The sequence below is a fragment of the Sphingobium sp. genome (assembly GCF_036170395.1).
In the GTDB taxonomy this organism is placed as follows: Bacteria; Pseudomonadota; Alphaproteobacteria; order Sphingomonadales; family Sphingomonadaceae; genus Sphingobium.
This window is the reverse complement of the sequence record NZ_JAVHPD010000070.1, coordinates 103203-123122: the sequence shown is the minus strand read 5'-3', so window position 1 is coordinate 123122 and position 19920 is coordinate 103203. Positions and strand designations below refer to the sequence as shown.

Annotated in this window: 19 protein-coding genes; 4 read left to right on the top strand and 15 right to left on the bottom strand. The window is 67.6% G+C overall.

The genetic code is table 11. From position 1 onward, the window contains the following. Positions 1-52 precede the first annotated feature (52 nt). The 11 genes from fliN to V2B31_RS17640 all read right to left on the bottom strand — a co-directional run bounded on the left by fliN (position 53) and on the right by V2B31_RS17640 (position 10890). A complete protein-coding gene (gene fliN / locus V2B31_RS17690; protein WP_328280986.1) occupies positions 53-385 on the bottom strand; it encodes a flagellar motor switch protein FliN in 333 nt (110 codons plus the stop codon). Further along, complete coding sequence (locus tag V2B31_RS17685) at positions 382-1266, bottom strand: flagellar motor switch protein FliM (protein ID WP_328280983.1); 885 nt, start codon at positions 1264-1266, stop codon at positions 382-384. Before V2B31_RS17685 ends, fliN begins: the two co-directional genes overlap by 4 nt. A 113-nt stretch (positions 1267-1379) precedes the next feature. After that, positions 1380-2039: a flagellar basal body-associated FliL family protein gene (locus tag V2B31_RS17680; protein ID WP_328280980.1), complete on the bottom strand. Its 660-nt coding sequence runs from the start codon at positions 2037-2039 to the stop codon at positions 1380-1382. A 25-nt stretch (positions 2040-2064) separates the two neighbouring features. After that, a complete protein-coding gene (locus V2B31_RS17675) occupies positions 2065-3921 on the bottom strand; it encodes a hypothetical protein (protein ID WP_328280976.1) in 1857 nt (618 codons plus the stop codon). Next, positions 3918-4343, bottom strand: a complete 426-nt coding sequence (locus tag V2B31_RS17670; protein WP_328280972.1) for a hypothetical protein — start codon at positions 4341-4343, stop codon at positions 3918-3920. The genes V2B31_RS17675 and V2B31_RS17670 overlap by 4 nt, the downstream gene beginning before the upstream one ends. Next, positions 4340-5668 (bottom strand): FliI/YscN family ATPase, encoded by a 1329-nt coding sequence (locus V2B31_RS17665; protein ID WP_328280968.1) that lies wholly within the window; start codon positions 5666-5668, stop codon positions 4340-4342. Before V2B31_RS17665 ends, V2B31_RS17670 begins: the two co-directional genes overlap by 4 nt. Beyond that, complete coding sequence (locus V2B31_RS17660; RefSeq protein ID WP_328280966.1) at positions 5665-6300, bottom strand: FliH/SctL family protein; 636 nt, start codon at positions 6298-6300, stop codon at positions 5665-5667. The genes V2B31_RS17665 and V2B31_RS17660 overlap by 4 nt, the downstream gene beginning before the upstream one ends. Before the next feature lie 159 nt (positions 6301-6459). After that, on the bottom strand, positions 6460-7476 hold the full coding sequence (gene fliG / locus V2B31_RS17655; protein WP_328280964.1) for a flagellar motor switch protein FliG: 1017 nt from the start codon (positions 7474-7476) through the stop codon (positions 6460-6462). Then, positions 7469-9235: a flagellar basal-body MS-ring/collar protein FliF gene (fliF, locus tag V2B31_RS17650; protein ID WP_328280962.1), complete on the bottom strand. Its 1767-nt coding sequence runs from the start codon at positions 9233-9235 to the stop codon at positions 7469-7471. The genes fliG and fliF overlap by 8 nt, the downstream gene beginning before the upstream one ends. A 3-nt stretch (positions 9236-9238) precedes the next feature. After that, the gene (gene fliE / locus V2B31_RS17645; protein WP_328281077.1) at positions 9239-9601 is read right to left on the bottom strand and encodes a flagellar hook-basal body complex protein FliE; all 363 of its coding nucleotides are present in this window, start codon (positions 9599-9601) and stop codon (positions 9239-9241) included. A gap of 20 nt (positions 9602-9621) precedes the next feature. Beyond that, a complete protein-coding gene (locus V2B31_RS17640; protein ID WP_328280960.1) occupies positions 9622-10890 on the bottom strand; it encodes a sigma-54 interaction domain-containing protein in 1269 nt (422 codons plus the stop codon). 342 nt (positions 10891-11232) lie between these two features. Here V2B31_RS17640 and V2B31_RS17635 point away from each other — a divergent pair, with 342 nt between their 5' ends. From V2B31_RS17635 to mdoH, 3 genes are all read left to right on the top strand, one after another. After that, positions 11233-12048: a flagellin N-terminal helical domain-containing protein gene (locus V2B31_RS17635; RefSeq protein WP_328280958.1), complete on the top strand. Its 816-nt coding sequence runs from the start codon at positions 11233-11235 to the stop codon at positions 12046-12048. A 225-nt stretch (positions 12049-12273) separates the two neighbouring features. Then, positions 12274-13761, top strand: a complete 1488-nt coding sequence (locus V2B31_RS17630; protein ID WP_328280956.1) for a glucan biosynthesis protein — start codon at positions 12274-12276, stop codon at positions 13759-13761. 60 nt (positions 13762-13821) lie between these two features. Then, positions 13822-15702 carry a glucans biosynthesis glucosyltransferase MdoH gene (gene mdoH, locus V2B31_RS17625; protein WP_328280954.1) on the top strand — a complete coding sequence of 627 codons (1881 nt, stop codon included), beginning with the start codon at positions 13822-13824 and terminating at the stop codon, positions 15700-15702. A gap of 65 nt (positions 15703-15767) precedes the next feature. Here mdoH and V2B31_RS17620 read toward each other — a convergent pair whose 3' ends face one another. Continuing rightward, positions 15768-16229 carry an Lrp/AsnC family transcriptional regulator gene (locus V2B31_RS17620; protein WP_328280952.1) on the bottom strand — a complete coding sequence of 154 codons (462 nt, stop codon included), beginning with the start codon at positions 16227-16229 and terminating at the stop codon, positions 15768-15770. 151 nt (positions 16230-16380) lie between these two features. Here V2B31_RS17620 and ald point away from each other — a divergent pair, with 151 nt between their 5' ends. Next, positions 16381-17496 carry an alanine dehydrogenase gene (ald, locus tag V2B31_RS17615; protein ID WP_328280950.1) on the top strand — a complete coding sequence of 372 codons (1116 nt, stop codon included), beginning with the start codon at positions 16381-16383 and terminating at the stop codon, positions 17494-17496. Positions 17497-17591: 95 nt separating this feature from the next. Here the strand turns inward: ald and V2B31_RS17610 are convergent, their stop codons facing one another. From V2B31_RS17610 to V2B31_RS17600, 3 genes are all read right to left on the bottom strand, one after another. Beyond that, entirely contained in the window at positions 17592-17978 is a 387-nt protein-coding gene (locus tag V2B31_RS17610; protein WP_328280948.1) for a putative quinol monooxygenase, read from the bottom strand. Positions 17979-18160: 182 nt separating this feature from the next. Beyond that, a complete protein-coding gene (locus V2B31_RS17605; protein ID WP_328280946.1) occupies positions 18161-18970 on the bottom strand; it encodes a citryl-CoA lyase in 810 nt (269 codons plus the stop codon). Further along, positions 18957-19916, bottom strand: coding sequence for a 2-hydroxyacid dehydrogenase (locus tag V2B31_RS17600; protein ID WP_328280944.1), 960 nt, complete (start codon positions 19914-19916; stop codon positions 18957-18959). Before V2B31_RS17600 ends, V2B31_RS17605 begins: the two co-directional genes overlap by 14 nt. Positions 19917-19920 lie beyond the last annotated feature (4 nt).

Sequence of the window (19920 nt, the reverse complement as noted above, 5' to 3'; positions counted from 1 at the left end):
GTTAACTTGACCCTTGCGATCCGCAGTTTCGCGGGCAAAGGCAAGCGCAAAATCAGCGGCGCTCGATCCCCGCCAGCCGGTTCTCGGTCGCGGCGATATCGACGATGCGGATGCCATAGCGGCCGTTCACCGTCACCACCTCGCCCTTGGCGATCAGCGCGCCGTTGACCATGATGTCGAGCAGGTCATCCGCCTGCCGATCCAGCTCCACGATGCTGCCCTCGGCCAGGTCCATGACTTCGGCGAGCCGCAGCGATGTCGAGCCGACCTCCACCGACATGCGGACCGGAATGTCGGCCAGCAGCTTGAACTGGCGGTTGCTGGTCATCCGGCTGACCGGGTCTTCGGCCCGCTCCATACGGGGGGCTTCGCTCATGTCGCTCATTGGTCAGGTTCCTGTGCAAGCTTTTCAATCTGGAAGGCGGCGCGTCCGTCCTGTTCGCCGATCGTGCCATGGGCGACGATGCGGTTGCCCACGATCAGCGGGAGGGACCGGCCGATAGTCACGGGGATCACGTCGCCGGCCTTCAGGTCCATCAGATCGGCGATCGAGAGGTTGGGGCGGGCGAGCACGGTGCGCGCGGGCAGGCGGATGTCGCGCATCCGCCGCGCGATCCGCTGCTGCCAGACGGGATCGCGATGCTCATCATCGGTGGGAATATTCGCGCCGGTCAGCGCCTCGACGGCGCGCAGCGCCGCCAGCGGAAAGAGAATGTCGATCGGCCATTCCTGCTCGCGCGTCAGCGACACGATGAAGCGTTGCAGCACCATCTGGTCGCCGGGCTGCCCGGCGGCGGCATAGCCGACCCCGGTCTCGCGCAGAATCAATCCATGCTCCAGCGGCAATATGTCGGTCCAGGTATCGACCAGCTTGGCCGCGATCGTATCGGCGAGGCGGGCGATCAGCCGGTCCTCGGTGGGCGTGAATTCGGCGCGCGCGGGCAGCGGCCGGTTGCCGATCCCGCCATAGAAGCAATCGACCAGCGTCGATATCATGCCGGCGTCCATCCGCAGCAGCATCTGCCCCTTGAGCGGCATCATGCGATAGATGGACAGGCTGCAAAAGGCCGGCACCTCGGCCGACCATTGGCTGAATTCCAGCACGCGCGTATCCTGCGCGACGACATGGGGGCGCAGGCCCGCGATCGGTTCGATCAACGCGCGGATACGCCGGCCGAGCTTTTCGCCCAGCCGGTCCAGTCCCGACAGCATGATTGGCGCCTGCGCTTCCCCCCGCCCAAAGGCGTACGTCTGTACCTCGGTCATTTCAGTCCCCTGCCCGGATCGGACCGGGGGCATGTCCCCGTCCTCTTCAGGCGGGTCTATAAAATAACGAAAATGGTAAAATTCCGGTTAAGCCGGCAGCCTGGCCGCCGCGCTTACTGGATCACGAAATTGGTGAAATAGACATTGTCGACGCCGCCATAGCCGGTCTTCTGCTTCAGCACGTCGTTGACGATATCCTTGATCTTCTTCTGCAATCCCTGCTTGCCCTGCGGCGTGTCGAGCACCTGCTGCGGCTGCTGCGCCAGCATCATCAGCACCTGGCTGCGGATCGGCGTCTCATGCTGCTTGATCGCGGCGATGACGCGATAGTCGTAGTAGGTCGATACCGCGACGCTGATCTGGGCGAAGGCGTCCGTGTCCGACATGTTCGACGTGAAGGGCGCCTGAAGCTGGAAATAGGTCGCCTGATAGGCGGCCGGATTGGCCGGCGCGGGCAGGTCGACGCCATGGCCCGGCGCATGGCCCGCCAGCGCATGGGCGCTGCCGCCGCCGCCATGACCGCCGCCGCCTTCGCCGCCGCTCTCGCCTGCCCAGCCATGCGCGGTGGCGATCGCCTGCGCGTCCTCGCCAGCCAGCACCAGCACCGGCTTGTTCGGATCTTCCTTGAGGCCTTCCTCCTTGGCGCTGAAGAAGCCGGCGGCGTAGAGCCCGCCGGCAGCCCCCGCGCCGCCGACGACGATGCCGACGACCAGCAGCAGGATCATCTTCATGCCCCCGCCCTTTTTCTTCTTGGCCTTCGGCTCGTCGCTCATCGGTCTTGTCCCCCGGTATCAGCGGTTACGCATAGCGTGCGCGCGGCAGGTCCGTGGCAGTCGCGCCACCCTGTTCATGGTTAAGAACGGCCGCGTCGCCGCCGCCTTTATGGGGATGACGGATATTTTCGCGCGCCCGGCCCTGCCCGTGCGGATTGGATTGGGCCTGGGTTTGGGCCTGGTTCTGAGACGGAGAATGGGCGGAAGACTGGCCCTGCCCCTGCGCCGCGGATTGCGCGCCCGAACCATCGTTGCGGGTGGTTTCCGGCGCAGGCGTGCGTTCGACCCGGACTTCGCTGATGCGCACCGCCGAAAGGCTGGCGTCCAGCTTCAGCCGGTCGCTATCCTGCCGCAACGCCTGTTCGGCCAAGTCGGTCGCGACGGTCAGGCTGACCGCCGCCCCTTCCGCGCTCTGGCGGATATCGACCTGGATGGGGCCGAGCTGCGCGGCGTCGATCTGGAACCGCCCCTGCGCGCCATGCGCCGAAAGACCCGCAATGTCGCGGGCAAGCCCGTCGATCCATTGCCCCGAAACGCCCATATCCACCACCTGCGCGCCGATGCTGGCGGACAGATCGACCACAGGCATCGGCGCGGGGATGGGCTGCGCCGTGGAAGGGAGCGGCGCGGCTGTGGCCGGCGGCGCGGCGGCGGATTGATGCACGGCGGGCGTGGCAGCGGCAGACAAATTCTCGCCGCCTTGGCCGGAAGTCGGCGCGCCGCGCTCAGCCGCATCTTTTCCGCCGCCCTGCACATGGTCGCGCACCAGTTGCAGCAAGGCGACCGCTTCAGCCGCCGGCTGGGGCTTGGCCTGGACCGGCGCTGTCGCGATCGTCTCCTTGGACGGAGGCTCGCGCTGAATCACGCTCTGGGCGACAGCAGCATTCACCGCCGTGCTAGCCTCGGGCGAGGCGATTGGCAGCGGCACCGCCGCAGCCGGAGCCGTCGGAGCCGCAAACGCTTCCGTGACCACGGGCGCTACAAGCGGAACCGCCACCAGCGCCTGCGCCTCATCCTTTTCCTTGGACCCAGGCGCCTCAGCACCCTTATCGACGGCCGCCGCCTCAGCAGAAACAGGCTGTGCTCCAGTATCGCTGACAATGGTCAGGAATTTTGCCGGAGAAGCAGCCTTGCGCGCCTGCGGCTGCGAACGTCCTGCCGCCTCCGTCTTGTCCTTTGCCGCGCCGGAGGGGAGAGTTCCGGCTTCCGCCCCAGGCGAAGCCGCAGGTTCGGCGAGCGCCGGACGGGCAGCCACCGCGCGCGACGAGGACGCGCCAGGCGTCGGCGATGCGGGTGCAGGCGCAGGAGCAGGCGGAGCCGCTTGGGTCGGGAGGGGAGCCGCCGCTGGCGTCCCGTCCTCACGCCGTTTCGCCGACCGATCGCTCCCGACCGCTTCGCCGGCGGCACTCCTTTCGGCAGGTGGCAGGGCATCGGCGACCGGGTCGGCGGGCAGGGCCTCGGATTTCGCCGCTGCGGCCGGCTTGCCGACTGGCGGCGGAATATCCTTCTGCCCTTCGACCTTGGCGGTCGGCTGGTCACCATCCAGGGCAGCCGGATGCGCGCCAGAACGGGGAGCCGGCGGCTGATTCAGCGTGACGGCGGGCTGCGCTAGCTGCGCGGTTTCCCCCGCACCTGACAAAGCAGGGCTCGCAGCCGCCATCGACGGCGAAGCGAACGGCACCGCCTGCACGTCCGGATGCGCCGGCGCGTCGGCCTCGACCATAGCCGTCCCGCTCGCCGCTTTCGGCGCGATCGCGCCCTGCGCTATCGCCAGCAGCGCCGAAAAGCCCTGCCCTGCGACGGACTCGCCTTCAACGGGCGAAGTCCCGCCGCCCTGAAGCCCCAGCATCGCCTTCAGCCCGCTCAGCACCGTCATGTTCATGCCTCTCCGCTCCGCTGCATCCGCCGATAGCGCGGCAGCGCAGCCAGCTTGTTCTCGCGCCATTCCTCCAGTTCCGCGCGGGCGCGGTCCTTGAGGCGCACGGCAATCTCCTTCTCGCGATTGGCGACCAGGGTCAGCCCCTCCTGCGCCTCGACCCGCTTGTTCGCGTCATAGAGCGCGCCATCGAGCTGCCGCCCCGCCTGCTCCAGCCGGGTCGCCAGTTCCTGCATCGCTGCGAAGGACGCGCCTGTCGCCGCGCCCTGCGTCCCAAACAGTTCGGCGCGCACCGCGCGAAGCCGCTCGATGTTATGGGCGATACCGTTCGCCTCATCACGCGCGCGCGCCGTGTCGGCGACCGCCATGGCGTGCTGCACATGGCGCACGCGCAGCACGCGATGGCGCTTGGAAACCAGCCCCTTCATTCGGCGAAGCCGGCGATCAGCGCGCCGGCGCTGGTGTCAAGATCGATGCGGCTCTTCTGGTCCTGCCGGATGAAGTCGAGCACCTCCTGCCGCCGCCGTACCGCTTCGTCGATGACGGGATCGTTGCCGGGGCGGTAGGCGCCCATCAGGATGAGGTCGCGATTTTCCTCATAGGCGGCCCAGAGCCGGCGATAGCCAGCCGCCGCCTGCCGATGATCGTCGCCCACCACATCGGCCATGACGCGCGACAGGGACTTGCCGATGTCGATCGCCGGGAAGATCGCCTGTTCGGACAGATGGCGCGAGAGGACGAAATGCCCGTCCACGATCGCGCGCGCGGCGTCCACGATCGGATCGTCGGTGTCGTCGCCATCGGCCAGCACGGTATAGAGCGCGGTGATCGACCCGCCGCTGCGCGTGTCCACCCCCGCCCGTTCGACGAGGCGCGGGATCAGCGCCAGGGCGGAGGGCGGATAGCCCTTCATCGCCGGCGGCTCTCCCAGCGCCAGCCCGATCTCGCGCTGGGCATGGGCGCAGCGGGTCAGGCTGTCGATCAGCAGCAGCACCTTCTTGCCCCGCGCGCGGAAATATTCGGCGATGGCGGTCGCCCGCGCGGCGGCGCGCAGGCGCAGCACCGGCGGATGATCGGCGGGAACCGCGACCACCACGCTCTTGCCCATCGTGTGCTTGAGCTTGGTTTCAAGGAAGTCGCTGACTTCGCGGCCGCGCTCGCCGATCAGGCCGACGACGACGATATCGGCCTCGGCCCCGGCGATCATCTGACCCATCAGCACCGATTTGCCGACGCCCGATCCCGCGATGATGGCGATGCGCTGGCCCCGCCCGGCGGTCAGCAGCGCATTGACGGCGCGGACGCCCAAGTCGAAGGGTTCGGTCACCCGGCCCCGGTCGAGCACATTGCCCTTGACCCCGTTGAGCGGCCAGCTTCCTCCGGCGATGATCGGCCCCTTGCGATCGAGCGGCTGGCCCATAGCGTCGATGACGCGGCCGATGAGCCCATCGCCCACCTGCACCATGTTCGCCTGGCTGTCCGGCTCGACACGGATGCCGCTTTCCAGCGGCGCGTCGGCGTCGAGCGGCACCAGCAGGGTGCGGTCGCCGCGAAAGCCGACGACCTCGGCCCGGCATACCGACCCGTCGCTCGCCAGCACGCGCGCGCCCGATCCGATCGGCCGGCGAAATCCGGTGACTTCCAGCATCCCCGCGTCATGGCTGACCAGCCGGCCGACATGGCGCGGCGCGCGGTTCTGCACCTGGAGATGGTCGAACAGGGTTTCGGCCTGACGCAGCGCGGCGTGGATCATGCCTTGCCTTCCATGTCGTCCAGCAAAGCGCGAAGGCGGGAGAGGCGCACGTCCGGCCCGTCCTCGACCCATCCGTCGGCCGTTTCGAGGCGAACGCAACCGCGCTGCATCGCCTTGTCGGCGACCATCGGCACGCCGATCGCCGCATCCTTTAGCAATTCGACATCGTCGGGATGCAGATGGAGCGCGTTGCGATCCTGGTTGCCCTCGATGAAGGCGGCCACGGTGTCGCAGCGCTGAACCAGCCGCTCCATATCGATCTCGACCTCGCCGACAATCTGCTCGACCAGCCGGACCACCGTTGCGGAGAGCATGGTGGACAGCATCCCGCTCGGCGCTGGGGCCAGCAGTTCCAGCGCCTCGGCAAGACGCGCCTGCGCTTCCCCCTCCTCCGCCTGCGCCTGCGCGGTGATGCGGCATCCCTCGTCGAAGCCCATAGTGAAGGCTTCGATCCGGGCTTCCTCCAGCACATCGACCGGCTCGGCGGGTATCAGTTCGCCGCGCAAGGCGGCGGTCTGCTGCCTTGCGGGCGCGGTGTAGAGGCTGCGAAAGCCCCCCTCCGCCGGCCGGAAGCCGGCAACCGTGACCGGCGCAACATCCTGCACCGCGTCCGCGCCCCACACCCTGCTCATCTTCACCCCTCCCCTTCAGGTTCAAACGAGTCACGTGCCTCGTTTGAAGGGCAGGGGGTGGGGTTTTGCCCCATACGCTCCGCCAAGTGGATAGACCCCACCCCAACCCCTCCCCTCAAGGGGAGGGGCTTAACGTAGCGTTGGAACGCCTGATGAACCTTAAACATAATCATTACCCTTGCCGCCCAGCATGATGGTGCCGGCGTCGGCCATGCGGCGCGCGGTCGCGATGATGAGCTTCTGCGCGTCGATCACCTCGGCGAGGCGGATGGGGCCGCGCTCCTCGATCTCGTCGGCGATGGCCTGCGCGGCGCGGGCGGACATGCAGCTGAAAATCTTGGCCTTGAGCATATCGTTCGCGCCCTTGAGCGCCACGACCAGCACGCTGCTGTCGATCGTCCGCATCAGCGTGCCGAGATTCTTGTCGTCCATGTCGATGAGGTTGTCGAAGACGAACATCTCCTCCTCGATCGTCTGGGCGATCATCTTGTCGCGCTTGGCGACAGCCTTCATGATCCGCTGCTCATTATCCTTGCGGACATTGTTCATGATGGCGGCCGCTTCCACCGTGCCGCCGCGCTGCGACGCCGCGCCCTGCTTGCCGACGGGACCGCGCAGCAGCAGATTTTCCAAGTCCTCCAGCGCTTCATTGGAGACAGGCCCCAGCGTCGCGATACGAAACACGATCTCTTCCTGGTAATCGACCGGGAGCAATTGCAGCACGTCAGCCGCGACCGGCGCTTCCAGATGCGCAAGCACGATCGCCATGATCTGCGGATGCTCCGCCTCGATCAGCGCGGCGATCTCCTTGGCATCCATCCATTTCAGCATTTCGAGCTGCGTCGACCGGGTCGGCGGGGTGATGCGCGCCAGGATGGTCTCGGCCCGCTCCTCGCCCAGCGCCTTGGTCATCGCGCCGCGAATATGGCGGGTCGCGCCATAGCCGATGGTGGTGCGCTTCTTCGCCTTGTTGACGAAATGGTCGAGCGCCTCGTTCACTTCTTCCGGCTCGACATCCTGCACGTCATACATGGCGTAGCCCAGCTGCCGCACTTCGTCGGGTTCCAGGCGGGAGAGGATCTGTGCGGCTTCGTCCTCGTTGAACAGCATCAGCAGGACGGCGGCGGCGGCGCTGCCCTTGAGCGCCTCGGGACGGCCGGGGACGATCTCAGGCATTTTCCTTGTCCTTCTTCGCTTCCTTGAGCAGGTCGCGGACGACCAGAGCGGCGCGATCCGGGTCTTGCTTCACGAAATTGCGGATCAGCTCGGCCCGTTGCGCATAGTCGTAAGTCGAGGAAATCATGTCGAGCGTGATGGTCTGCTCGCCATTCTCCTGGGTCGCGGGGACCGCCTGCTTGCGGATTTCGGACGAGATTTCCCGGCCGATCGTCTGCCCCTGTTCCGCCCGATCGGTCATGGCGGCCTGCTGCGCGGCTGCGCGGCGCTTGAGCAGCGGACGGCCGATGCCGAAGATCACCAGCAGCGCGACCAGCAACGCCGACACGTTGCGCGCCAGCGGAGCGATCCAGTCGGCCTCATACCAGGGGACGACCGGCGTCTCTGCCTTGACGAAGCTGCGCGAAGAGAGAGCGACCACGTCGCCGCGCGCCTGATCGAACCCCACCGCGCCCTTGACCAGCGCCTCCAGCGCCGCAATCTCCTGCGCCGAACGCGGCTTGCCGTCCGCGCCATTGTCGAGCGCGACCGCGACCGACAGCCGCTTGACCGTGCCCACCGCGTCCTTGGTGACCGAAACCTCCCGACCCAGCTCGAAGCTGCGGTTGAAGGTCTCTTCGGTCTTCATCAGCGGATTGGGCGGGGTGCCGGGCTGAGCGCCCTGCGTGCCGTCTGCCGTCTGCCCCTGAGTCACCGCCTGGCCGTTGGGGTTGGTCTGGGTGACGGTCGGGTTGACCGGCGCCTGGTTGCTGAGCGCGCCGGGGATGCCCGACGCCTCGCCCGCGCCCTGCCCGCGCGGATCGGACGCCCAGGTGCCCTGCTCGGTGCGTAGCCGCGCCTCATCCTGCGGGTAGGTTTCGCGGGTGGCCTGCCGTTCGGCGAAGTTCAGCTCGGCATGGACTTCGGCCGAAAACTTGCCCTCGCCCAGGATCGGGGTCAGCAGCGCGATCACCGACTGGCGATAGCGATCCTCCATCCGCGACTGGATGGCAAGCTGGCGGTCGTCGGCGGCGTTGCTGTCATTATTGCTGATGAGCCGGCCATTCTGGTCGACCACCGAAATATCCTCAGGGTTGAGTTCCGGGACCGAGGACGCCACCAGATGCACGATCGCGCTCACCTGCGCGTCGGTCAGGCTGCGCCCCTGCGCCAGGCGCAGCATTACCGATGCCGACGGCTTGGCCCGATCGCGCAGGAAGACGCTCGGCGGCTCGACCGCGAGATGCACCTTGGCGGTCTCGACGCTGTCGATCGCCTCGATCGTACGGGCAAGGTCGGTTTCACGGGCGGAGCGCAGCTTTTCGCCCTCGACCGCGCGGCTTGCGCCCATCGGCAGGCTGTCGATCATGCTGTTGCCGTCGGGCGCGCTCTTGGGCAAGCCCTGCGCGGCGAGCATCATCTTCGCCTTGAAATAGTCGCCTTCGCCCACGGTCATCGCGCCGCTATTGTCGAAGTCGTAGGCGATGCCATTCTGGTCCAGCACCTGCGCCACCGCCGACTTGTCAGCGTCGGGCAGGCCACGGAACAGGTCGCGCTGCGGCGGTTCGCGTAGCGCCAGCCAGGCAGCGCCGGCAACCGCGACCGTGCCGAGCAGGCCGATCAGCGGCAGGCTCTTCGCGACGGCGGGCTGCTTCATGAAGCCGGCGAAGCGCGCCTTGATGGCGTCGAACCCCTTGGCTCCCGCGCCGAAGGGCGTGGCGGTTGCGGGCAGGGCCGGAGCGGCGGAGCCGACGGTGGTGGAGAGGGCGTTCTCGCTCATCGATTAAACCGGCATGCTCATAATGTCCTTGTAGGCGGACAGAAGTTTGTTGCGGACCTGAAGGGTCGCCTCGAAGCTGACCGACGCCTGCTGCTTGGCGAGCATCACGGCGGCGATGTCGGTGGTCTCGCCCCGCTCGAACGCGGCGGCGGCTTCGCCGGCCTGGTTCTGGAGGCCGTTAACCTGGTTGAGCGCGCTGTTGAGCGCCTCGGTGAACGCGCCGGGCCGGGTGCTTTCCTGCGTCCCGCCGGTGGCCGCCGCCGCGCCGGCATTGCCGGCCTCGCTGATGTCGCGCAGCGCCGCATTTTTTTGCAGGATGGCGTTGCGGATCGCCATCACGCTGTCGGTCGGGGACATGCCGTTGATCGCCATGGGTCAGCCCTCCTTCACGCCGCCGCCAGCTCGCGCATCTCGGCGAGCCGATAGCGCAGCGTGCGTTCGGAAATGCCGAGCTTCCGCGCGGCAGCGGCGCGATGGCCATCGGTCTCGCGCAGGGCGAGGCGGATCGCCTCCAGCTTGGAATGGCGGGCCACATCGCGCAGCCGGATCGGCGCGGCCGGCGTGACCAGCGCCACCGGCGCGACAATGGCGGGCGCGGACGGCGGCGCAGAGCCCAGACTGAGATCGTCCGCCTCGATCCGATCGCCGTCGCGCAGCACCAGCGCGCGCTGGAGCACATTGCCCAGTTCGCGCGCGTTGCCGGGCCAGCCATGCGCGACCAGCTTCTCGATCGCCTCGGCGGTCGGCCAGACGAAGCCCGCCTTGCCCATGTCCGACAGGCGCAGCAGCATCGCGGCGGCGATGGCGCTGATGTCGCCCCGGCGTTCGGCCAGCGGCCGCAGCTCCAGCGGCATCACGTTCAAGCGCCAGTAAAGATCTTCGCGGAAGCGGCCGGCGGCGACTTCCTCGGCGAGGTTCCGGTTGCACGCCGCGATCACGCGGACATTGACCGGAACCGGATGCGTCGCGCCCACGGGCAGCACTTCGCCTTCCTGAAGCGCGCGCAGCAGCTTGGCCTGAAGCGCCAGCGGCAGTTCGGCGATTTCGTCCAGGAAGAGTGTGCCGCCGTCCGCCGCCAGGAACAGCCCTTCCGACGCATTGGCCGCGCCGGTGAAGCTGCCCTTGCGGTGCCCGAACAGCATTGCTTCCATCATCGTTTCGGGGAGCGCCGCGCAATTGACGGCGATGAAGTCGTGGGTCGACCGGCCCGATCGGGCGTGGAGGAACCGCGCCATGCCTTCCTTGCCGGTGCCGGTGTCCCCCTGGATCAGCACCGTGGCGTCGCTGCGTGCGACCCGCCCGGCGAGCGTCATCAGCCGCGCGCTGCCATTGTCGCCGACGGCGGGAACCGAAGCCGGCCGCGCCAGCTCGGCGATCAGTGCGAAGGCGAAGCCCATGTCGGCCATGCCGAAGGCGACCCGTGCGGGCAGGCCATTGGCGGCCGGCAACAGCGACGGCGCGCCGGGGACGATGGTGATGAGGATGTCGCGATGGGTGGCATGACCGATCTCGGTCGCCAGCAATATGCGGCGGTCGTCCCGGTCGCGCGGGCTGGCCGCATCCACGATCCGCACCGCATAAAGGGCATTTTCGAGCCAGTGCTGCAAGCCCGGAACGAGCGCGCAGACGCCACGGCTCACGTCAAGCGATGACATGAGTTTGAACCCCAAATTTTGGCCGGCTTGTACCCCCGTACGCCCCTAGCCCCTTCGATGAAGGATGCTTACGCCGCATGTGGTTATCAGAAGGTTAATTCGCATTGCCGCTTGCCGCCCGGCGGCAATTTATTTCCGGGCGGAGCGGCAAGAATATCGGACTTCTGTCTGTCGTGCGCGCGGCGCGCCCGCGTGGGGGCCGTCGCGCCCATGCGAATCGCCGCGCTCCGGCAAAAAAATCAAAGGCTCGGCTAAAAGCCCCCGACGCCCCGCCGTTATCCCCCTTCGAGGCCGCAAGCGCCCTGATGGCAGCGACCTGATGACGAACGGAAAGGGAAGATCATGACTGTTATCGGAACCAACACCGCGGCGCTGCGCTCGGCCAACGCCTCCTCCATGGCGTCGAAGTCGCTGTCCACCGCGATGGAGCGCCTGTCGACCGGCAAGCGCATCAACAGCGCGAAGGACGACGCCGCCGGCCTCGCGATCGCATCCAGCATGACCGCGCAGATCCGCGGCATGACCCAGGGCGTCCGCAACGCCAATGACGGCATCAGCCTGGCGCAGACCGCGGAAGGCGCGCTCGGCGAAGTCGGCAACATGGTTCAGCGTATGCGTGAACTGACCGTCCAGGCGCTGAACGGCACCAACGACGCCGACGCCAAGACCAACATCCAGGCGGAAATCACCCAGCTCCAGACCCAGATCACCGACACGCTGGCGAACACCGAATTCAACGGCACGAAGCTGTTCGACGGTTCGACCGCTTCGGTCGACATCCAGGCCGGCGCCAATGCTTCGGACGTTGTCACGATCACGCTGGACGACGTGGCGGGCGACGCTGACGTGACCGCCGCTCTGGCCGTCGACGCCACCACCGCGACGACCGCCGACCTCGCCACCTTCGACGACGCGCTGAAGGCGATCGCGACGACCCGCGCGAACCTCGGTGCGGTGCAGAACCGCCTCGAATCGACGGTCAACAACCTGACCAACAACATCACCAACCTGACCGATGCCCGCAGCCGCATCGAGGACGCCGACTTCTCGTCGGAAACCACCGCCCTCGCCAAGCAGCAGATCCTGAGCCAGGCGTCGACCGCCATGCTGGCCCAGGCCAACCAGAGCCAGCAGGGCGTGCTGAAGCTGATCGGCTAAGCGATACCGAATTGGGCGGGTGAGGTTTTGGTCACCTGACACCCGTCCAAGTGGCCCCCGGCGCACCAACAGTCCCCACCGCGCCGGGGGCGACACCTTCGATCGAACGACCAGAGTTTGAAGCCTCCGTCCCCCCGGGCGGAGGCTTCTTCGTTGCGCCCCGAGCGGACCGTTGCAGGGATATAAGGCTTGGCTTGGCCGTTTCCGCTCTCCATGAAGCAATCCATGACCGACATGAACCGGCGCGCCCTGCTCGCCGCCTCCGGCGCGGCGCTGCTGCTGCCCGACGCCCTGCGCGCCCAGACCGGCGCGGCCGCTTTCTCCTGGGAACGGCTCGTCGCCATGGCGCAGCAGCGCGCCCGCGCGCCCTTCCGCGACACGCCCGTCCATCCCGGCGCGGCGAAGGTCGATTATGACGCGCTCCACGCCGCCCGCTTCCGGGATGAACGCACATTATGGGGCGACCTGCCCGGAGCGACCGGCATCCGCTTCTTCCCCCTGTCGGTGAACGCCGCCCAGCCGGTGACGATCGCCACAGTCGAAAAGGGCCGCGCCACCCCGCTGCGCTACGATCCCGCGATGTTCGACATGCCCGCCGGCAACGCCGTCGGGGCGCTCGGGGCCGACGCGGGCTTTGCCGGCTTCCGCATCATGAACGCCGCGCGCGACGGCGACTGGCTGTCCTTCCTCGGCGCCAGCTATTTCCGCGCGCCCAGCCCGCAAAAGCAGTTCGGCCTCTCCGCCCGCGCGATCGCGATCAACACCAGCCTGCCCGGCCGCGAGGAATTTCCCCGCTTCACCCATTTCTGGCTGGAGCGCGTGAGCGACAACAGCGTCACCGTCTATGCCCTGCTCGACGGCGCTTCGATCACCGGAGCCTATCACTTCGCCAGCAGCCTTGGAGCGGACGGCGTCCGGCAGGACGTAACCGCCGCGCTCTTCCCCCGCCGCCCGATCGAGGAACTGGGGCTGATGCCGATGACCAGCATGTTCTGGTACGACCAGGCAAACCGCACCCAAGGCACTGACTGGCGGCCCGAAATCCACGACAGCGACATGCTCTCCATCGCCAGCGCCGACGGAACCGTGCACGCCCGCCCCCTCGTCAATCCATCGGCACCTCATTTCAGTACGTTTAAGGAAACCGATCCCAGGGGCTTCGGCCTGCTCCAGCGCGACCGCGACTTCGACCATTATCAGGATGACGGCGTCTTCTACGACCGTCGCCCTTCGCTCTGGGCGAGGCCATCGCAGCCGCTGGGCGCTGGGCAGGTTCGGCTCTACGCCTTCCCGACCGACAGCGAATATGTCGACAATGTCGCGGCCTACTGGACCCCGGATGCGCCCGCGCGCCCCGGCCGGCGGATCGACGCCGCCTATCGCCTCGACTGGAGCGCCGCACGCGCGCCCGCCGGCTCCGACATCGCGATCGTCGAGAATGTCTGGCGCGGCCGGGGCAGCCAGCCTGGCCAGGACCGCCTCGTGATCGACTTTTCCGGCGTGCCGACAGGCACGAAACCCGACATCTGGACGGACGGCGGCGAAGCGCGCATCGTCAACCGCGCCGGCTATCCCGTGCTGGGCAAGGACGGCCTGTTCCGCACCGTCCTCGACATCGAACGGCCGGGCGGCAAGGCGGCCGACATCCGCGTCCAGTTGCGCGCCGGCAATCGTGCGTTCAGCGAATATGTGCATTACCCGCTCGGCGCATGATGGGAACCGACCACGCAACGATCGGTTCTGCACGCGGGTCAATCGGATCGGAACAAACTCATGGGGAATGGAAGCGGGCCGGCGGCAAGCGCCGCTGCCGAAGATAAGCCATTGGCGCGCGCCTTCGAATCCGTGCCGGCGGAAGCGCCGATCGCCATGCCGGAGCAGGATTTCCGCGCCCGTCCGCCGCTCATCGCCCGCCGCCCGCTCAATATCGACATTTGGGCGCGGCGGCTGCTGGTCGTGGCGCTCGCCATGCTGCCCGCCGCCATGGCCGCGCATGAAATGCGCCGCTCGATCGGACTCGACGGCATCAGCGCGATGGAGGGCGTCTATCTCGCCCTCTTCATCTCGCTCTTCGCCTGGATCGCCTTCGGCTTCGCCACTGCGACGATCGGCTTCCTGCTGCTGACGCTGGGCGGCGGACGCAGCGTTACCCCGCGCGCCCTCCACGCATCGGAACCGCTGCGCGGCCGCACCGCCATCCTCCTCCCCGTCTGCAACGAGGATTTTCTGGGCGTTCTCGGCCGCCTCTCGATCATGGAGCGATCCCTGGCGCAGGTGATGGGCGGCGAGCGGTTTGAATTCTTCATCCTCTCCGATTCCAACGCCGAAAATGGCGAGAGCGAGCGGCGCGCCTACCAGGAAATGCGCGGCTCCTTCTCGCGCCCTGTCCATTATCGCCGCCGCGCGCTCAACATCGGGCGAAAGCCCGGCAACATCGCCGAATGGGTCCGCCGCTTCGGCGGCGGCTATGATTATATGGTCGTACTTGACGCCGACAGCGTGATGAGCGGCCAGACCATGGCCCGCCTCGCGTCCGACATGGAGCGGCACCCGCATGTCGGCCTCATCCAGACCGTGCCGACCGTGATGGGCGCCGCGACCCTGTTCGCGCGCTGGCAGCAATTCGCCAGCCGCCTGTTCGGGCCGATCTCGGCCGCCGGCATGATATGGTGGGCGGGGTCGGAGGGCATGTTCTGGGGCCATAACGCCATCGTGCGGGTGCGCGCCTTCGCCGAAAGCTGCGGCCTGCCCGAGCTTCCCGGCCGCGCGCCCTTCGGCGGTCACATATTGAGCCACGACATGCTGGAGGCGGCGCTGCTGCGCCGGCGCGGCTGGGACGTGCACATGGTCACGGCCGACGACAGTTTCGAGGAATTTCCGCCGTCCATGCCCGACCTCTTCACCCGCGACCGCCGCTGGTGCCAGGGCAATATCCAGCATGTCCCGCTGCTGGTGAAGATCGCCGGCCTGCATCCGGTCAGCCGCTTCCAGCTGCTCGTGGGCGCCAGCGCCTATTGCACCTCGCCCATGTGGTTGGCGCTGATACTGGTGGTGCTAGGCGGCGCGGCCAGCGGCTTGTGGCCCGCCGCCGCGATCCTGCCCTCGGGCGGTCTGCTGGCGGTGACGGCGGTGCTACTGTTCGGGCCGAAAATCCTCGCCATCCTCTGGGCGATGGCGGACCCGGCGCGTCGCATCGGCTTCGGCGGCGCGGCGCGGATGACGCGCGGCGTCATGGCCGACATTCTCCTGTCGATCCTGATGGCTCCGGTCGCGATGCTGACCCAGACGATCAATCTCGTCACCATCCTCATGGGGAAGAAGGCGAGCTGGAACGGCCAGACCCGCGACCGCGACGGCATGGCGATCGGCAGCGCGATCTGGCTGTTCAAATGGCATATCCTGCTTGGGATCGGCCTCACTCTGCTCGCGATCGAGGCGGGCGCGCTCGGCTGGACCCTGCCGGTCGTGATCGGCCTGTTCGCCGCGCCTCTGCTGGCTGCGATCACCGCGCGCAAGGATCTGGGCCGCCGGGCGGAGGAACGCGGCCTCTTCCAGGTCGCCGATCCCTGGTGGCGCACCCAGAGCTACCGCCCGCTGCGCTTCCGCTGGCCCACTGGCGCGCGCCGCCCGGCCATCGTCGCAAACGACGAGTAAGGCGATCGATTCGCCATTGCTGGAACATCATCTCCCTTGGCTGGACCGATCGACGTCCTCCCGCCCTAAACCCCGCGCAGCCGGTAGCCGCGCCAGTCGCGGATGCGGCGGATGGCGAAGCTGGTGCGGATCGCCGAGACGCCGGGCAGGCGCGCCAGGCAATCGCGGTGGATGGCGTCGAAACCGCTAAGGTCGGCGGCGGCTACGCGCAGCAGATAATCGGCCTGGCCCGCCATCAGGTGACATTCCAATATCTCGGGAAAGTCGGCGACGGCGGCCTCGAACCGGTCCATGGCCTCGCGGCTTTGGCTGGTGAGCGAGATTTCGACGAAGGCGTGAAGCGCAAGGCCAAGCGCGGCGGGATCGAGCCGCGCGGCGTAGCCGGCGATGAAGCCGGCCTCCTCCAGCAGCTTGATCCTGCGGTGGCAGGCGGAAGCTGAGAGGCCGATCCGTTCGCCTAAGTCAGCCATGGATCGGCGCGAATCGGCCTGAAGCGCTTCCAGCAAGGCGACATCGAACCGATCCATGCAACATCATCCCACCAAATCTGCGCTGGATCAGATATCATCCCGCACTAGCGCATTAAAGCCCATGAATGAGGGAACATCCGCCGCCACCCTTGCGCTATGATCCAGCGCAGGAAGGGCGCGCCGCGCCGGGAAAGCATGGAGAGCCAGGATGATCGTCGGCACCATCAAGGAAATCAAGAATCACGAATATCGCGTCGGCCTGACGCCCGAAAGCGTGCATGAACTGAGCGCGCACGGCCATCGCGTGCTGGTGGAAAGCGGCGCGGGCGAGGGGATCGGCGCGGGCGACGACCTCTATATGAAGGCCGGCGCCGAGATCATCGCGACCGCAGCGGAGATTTTCGCCGCCGCCGACATGATCGTGAAGGTCAAGGAGCCGCAGGCGGGCGAGCGCGCCATGCTGCGTCCCGGCCAGATCCTCTACACCTACCTGCACCTCGCCCCCGATCCCGACCAGACGCGCGACCTGATCGCCAGCGGCGCGACCTGCATCGCCTATGAGACGGTGACGGATGCGACCGGCGGGCTGCCGCTGCTGAAGCCCATGAGCCAGGTCGCAGGCCGCATGGCGATCCAGGCGGGCGCGACGGCGCTCGAAAAGGCGCATGGCGGGCGCGGCGTGCTGCTGGGCGGGGTGCCCGGCGTGCTGCCGGCCAAGGTCGCGGTGATCGGCGGCGGCGTCGTCGGCTTCAACGCGGCGCAGATGGCGGCGGGCCTCGGCGCAGACGTCACCATTCTCGATCGCAGCCCCGAGGTGCTCGAAAAGCTCGGCATGTATTTCGAGGCGCGGGCCAAGACGCGCTTTTCCAACAAGGCGAACCTCGCCGAATGTGTCGCCGAAGCCGACCTCGTCATCGGCGCGGTGCTGATCCCCGGCGCGGCCGCGCCCAAGCTCGTCACCGCCGACATGCTCAAGACCATGAAGAAGGGCGCGGTGCTGGTCGATGTCGCGATCGACCAGGGCGGCTGTTTCGAGACCAGCCATGCCACCACCCATGCCGATCCCACCTATGTGGTCGATGGCGTGGTCCATTATTGCGTCGCCAACATGCCGGGCGCGGTGGCGCGCACCAGCACTTATGCGCTCAACAATGTGACCTTGCCCCATGCGCTGCGCATCGCCGAGCTGGGCTGGAGGGAAGCGCTGCGCCGCGACCCGCATCTGCGCGCCGGGCTCAATGTCTGGGACGGGAAGATCACCTATCAGGCGGTCGCCGACGATCTCGGGCTGCCCTACACGCCTGCCGACGAAGCGGTCGCCTGACCGCTTCGTCGTCGCCCAAGCGCCTGGTCGGGAGCCCTCATCTAAGCTCGAAAGCCGCGTCCGCTATTTTCGGGCGGCGGTGCGTCCGGCGGCACTCATTCGCTGACCTGACCGCTTGCGCCGGGTAGCTTGTAAGCCAGCACCTGCGCGTGCTCAATCTTGGGCAAGCCCTCGAACAGATCGGGGGTTCGCGCGATGAGGGTGCGTCCCACCTTGCCCGCAAGATGGGCAAGGCGTCCGGCATTGTCAGGGAAGGTGTCGAAGATCGCGAAGTCTTCCTCGCCAAAACGCACAGCATACCATGTGGTCGTGTCGGGCTCGTCCATCACCGCGTCGAGGCTGCCACGCAGCAGGGCGTCGACCTCTTCGCCCTTCCCCGGCTTGGCGCGAAGGCGGATGAAAAGAGCCTTGGCCACCGCTGGCGTTGATGGCTCCGCCAGGGTGGGCGCATCATGCAAGGGGGCGGGTGCGGTAGTGTCCATACGAGTCTCCAGCCGGAAGTCCGCATCGGCTATGCGCCCGAAGCGCAGTGATGGGCATTCGCCACTTTCCTAAGGAATTCTACGAGGAGACGAGGCATCGGCGCCGCGGCGCAAGGTCACCAATATATGCAGCAGCCAATGACGCGCCGGCCTTTGCAAACAAGGTGATGCAGCATTGCAGGTCACTCGAAACGATGTAGCGGCGTCGTGCTGCCGTCCGCTTCACGATAGCGCACCGCTTGATTGGCCTGCATCGCCAGCGCGAAGCCGATCGGATTCTCCGCCTCCTCGGCGATATGGCCGATTACGCCGATCGCGCGCGCCAGGATCGGGATGGCGCGCGTCAGAAAGGGCGGCAATCCCATGTCGAGGCCGATCGCCGCGATCGGCGCTTGCACATTCATCACCAGGGGCTTTTCGTGGAGCGAGTCGGCGATTGGCGCCAGCGTCCGCAGTAACGCGACATGCGCCCCGGCGATGCCCAGTTCGTCGGCCAGCGTCAGCAGCCGCACGGCACGAGGGTCGGCCGGCTTGTGCAGCGGATGGCCGAAGCCGGCAAGTTTGCGGCCTGCGGCGATCTCGCCCTCGATCAATGCGCGCGCAACCGGCCCGGCCGCTGCCCCAGCCATAACCTGCTCCACCCCGGCGACCAGCAGATCGGCGCATTGCGCCGCCGATCCCAGCACGACAGAGCCAGCGCCCAATATGCCCGCCGCGACCGCGGCCTGGAGCGCTTCCGGGCCAGACGCATAGGTCATCCGCGCCGCGATCGCCGTGGGCGCCAGCCCATGTTCGGTGATGGCGATGATGAGCGCGTCGAGCATCGCCGCCTCAGCCGGCGTCGCCTCGCGTCCGGTCCAATGGAACAGCATGAACGCCGACAGGCTCATGCCACCGATCAGGTCGTTGCAGAAGTCGCGATCGCGCACGGTGATGGAAGCGCGGTCCGCCTTGCACAGCGCCGTGGTCGGGATGCCGCTACCCATGGCCATTCGTCGTCTCCCCGTGGAAAAAGCGGCCGATGAGCGGCGCGCCCGTCAGATGCCGCCGGACATTGCCATACACATGATCGGCCATCGCCCCGCGCGTGTCGCTGGTCAGGCTGCCGATATGCGGCGTCAGCGTGACATTGGACAAAGCCAGGAACCGGGGGTCGATTGCGGGTTCCTTGTCGAACACGTCGAGGGCGGCCGCTGCGATCCGCCCCTGCGCCAGCGCGTCGATCAGTGCGCTCTCGTCCACGACGGCGCCCCGCGCGACATTCACCAGCAGGCCGTCAGGCCCCAGCGCCTGGAGCACATCGCCATTGATCGCCCCCGTCGTCTCCGGCGCGCCGGGCACCGCCGCGACCAGCACGTCGCTCCACTGCGCGAGATCATGGAGCGAGGAGAAATAGGCGTAGTCACACCGCTGCTGGGCGCTACGCCCATGATAGCCGATCGTGCATCCGCAGGCGGCGGCGCGTCGGGCGAAGGCATGGCCGATCCGGCCGAGCCCATAGACGCCGACCCGCCTGCCCGCTGCCGATCGGCCGAGGGGCGGCGCTGTCCGGCCCCATGCGCCGGCGCGAATGAAACGATCGCACTCCACAATGCGCCGCAGCCCGCCGAGCATGAGCATCAGCGCAAGATCGGCGACATCGTCAGTCAGAAGATCAGCCGTATAGGTCAGCGCGACACCGCGTTCGCGCAGCAGATCGAGGTCCAGCAGATCGAGCCCGGCGCCGAAATGCGCCACCAGTTTCAGCCCCGTCAGCCGCTGAAGCAGTTCACGCGGCGCGCCATGTCCGGCGTGGGTGACGAGCACGCCGATGCCGTTGCCATGCTCGGCCAGCCAGCCTTCCTGATCCGGTAGCGCGGATAGCGCGACGATGTCGAGATCATCGGGCGGGCGATAGCCGGGCGGGACCGGCAGCGGCATGACCTCCGCGACGATCATCGCG

Coding starts and splice junctions, on each gene's coding strand:
- fliN (WP_328280986.1), bottom strand. CDS start 385: ATGAGCGACATGAGCGAAGCCCCCCGTATGGAGCGGGCCGAAGACCCG.
- V2B31_RS17685 (WP_328280983.1), bottom strand. CDS start 1,266: ATGACCGAGGTACAGACGTACGCCTTTGGGCGGGGGGAAGCGCAGGCG.
- V2B31_RS17680 (WP_328280980.1), bottom strand. CDS start 2,039: ATGAGCGACGAGCCGAAGGCCAAGAAGAAAAAGGGCGGGGGCATGAAG.
- V2B31_RS17675 (WP_328280976.1), bottom strand. CDS start 3,921: ATGAACATGACGGTGCTGAGCGGGCTGAAGGCGATGCTGGGGCTTCAG.
- V2B31_RS17670 (WP_328280972.1), bottom strand. CDS start 4,343: ATGAAGGGGCTGGTTTCCAAGCGCCATCGCGTGCTGCGCGTGCGCCAT.
- V2B31_RS17665 (WP_328280968.1), bottom strand. CDS start 5,668: ATGATCCACGCCGCGCTGCGTCAGGCCGAAACCCTGTTCGACCATCTC.
- V2B31_RS17660 (WP_328280966.1), bottom strand. CDS start 6,300: ATGAGCAGGGTGTGGGGCGCGGACGCGGTGCAGGATGTTGCGCCGGTC.
- fliG (WP_328280964.1), bottom strand. CDS start 7,476: ATGCCTGAGATCGTCCCCGGCCGTCCCGAGGCGCTCAAGGGCAGCGCC.
- fliF (WP_328280962.1), bottom strand. CDS start 9,235: ATGAGCGAGAACGCCCTCTCCACCACCGTCGGCTCCGCCGCTCCGGCC.
- V2B31_RS17640 (WP_328280960.1), bottom strand. CDS start 10,890: ATGTCATCGCTTGACGTGAGCCGTGGCGTCTGCGCGCTCGTTCCGGGC.
- V2B31_RS17635 (WP_328280958.1), top strand. CDS start 11,233: ATGACTGTTATCGGAACCAACACCGCGGCGCTGCGCTCGGCCAACGCC.
- V2B31_RS17630 (WP_328280956.1), top strand. CDS start 12,274: ATGACCGACATGAACCGGCGCGCCCTGCTCGCCGCCTCCGGCGCGGCG.
- mdoH (WP_328280954.1), top strand. CDS start 13,822: ATGGGGAATGGAAGCGGGCCGGCGGCAAGCGCCGCTGCCGAAGATAAG.
- V2B31_RS17620 (WP_328280952.1), bottom strand. CDS start 16,229: ATGGATCGGTTCGATGTCGCCTTGCTGGAAGCGCTTCAGGCCGATTCG.
- ald (WP_328280950.1), top strand. CDS start 16,381: ATGATCGTCGGCACCATCAAGGAAATCAAGAATCACGAATATCGCGTC.
- V2B31_RS17610 (WP_328280948.1), bottom strand. CDS start 17,978: ATGGACACTACCGCACCCGCCCCCTTGCATGATGCGCCCACCCTGGCG.
- V2B31_RS17605 (WP_328280946.1), bottom strand. CDS start 18,970: ATGGCCATGGGTAGCGGCATCCCGACCACGGCGCTGTGCAAGGCGGAC.
- V2B31_RS17600 (WP_328280944.1), bottom strand. CDS start 19,916: ATGATCGTCGCGGAGGTCATGCCGCTGCCGGTCCCGCCCGGCTATCGC.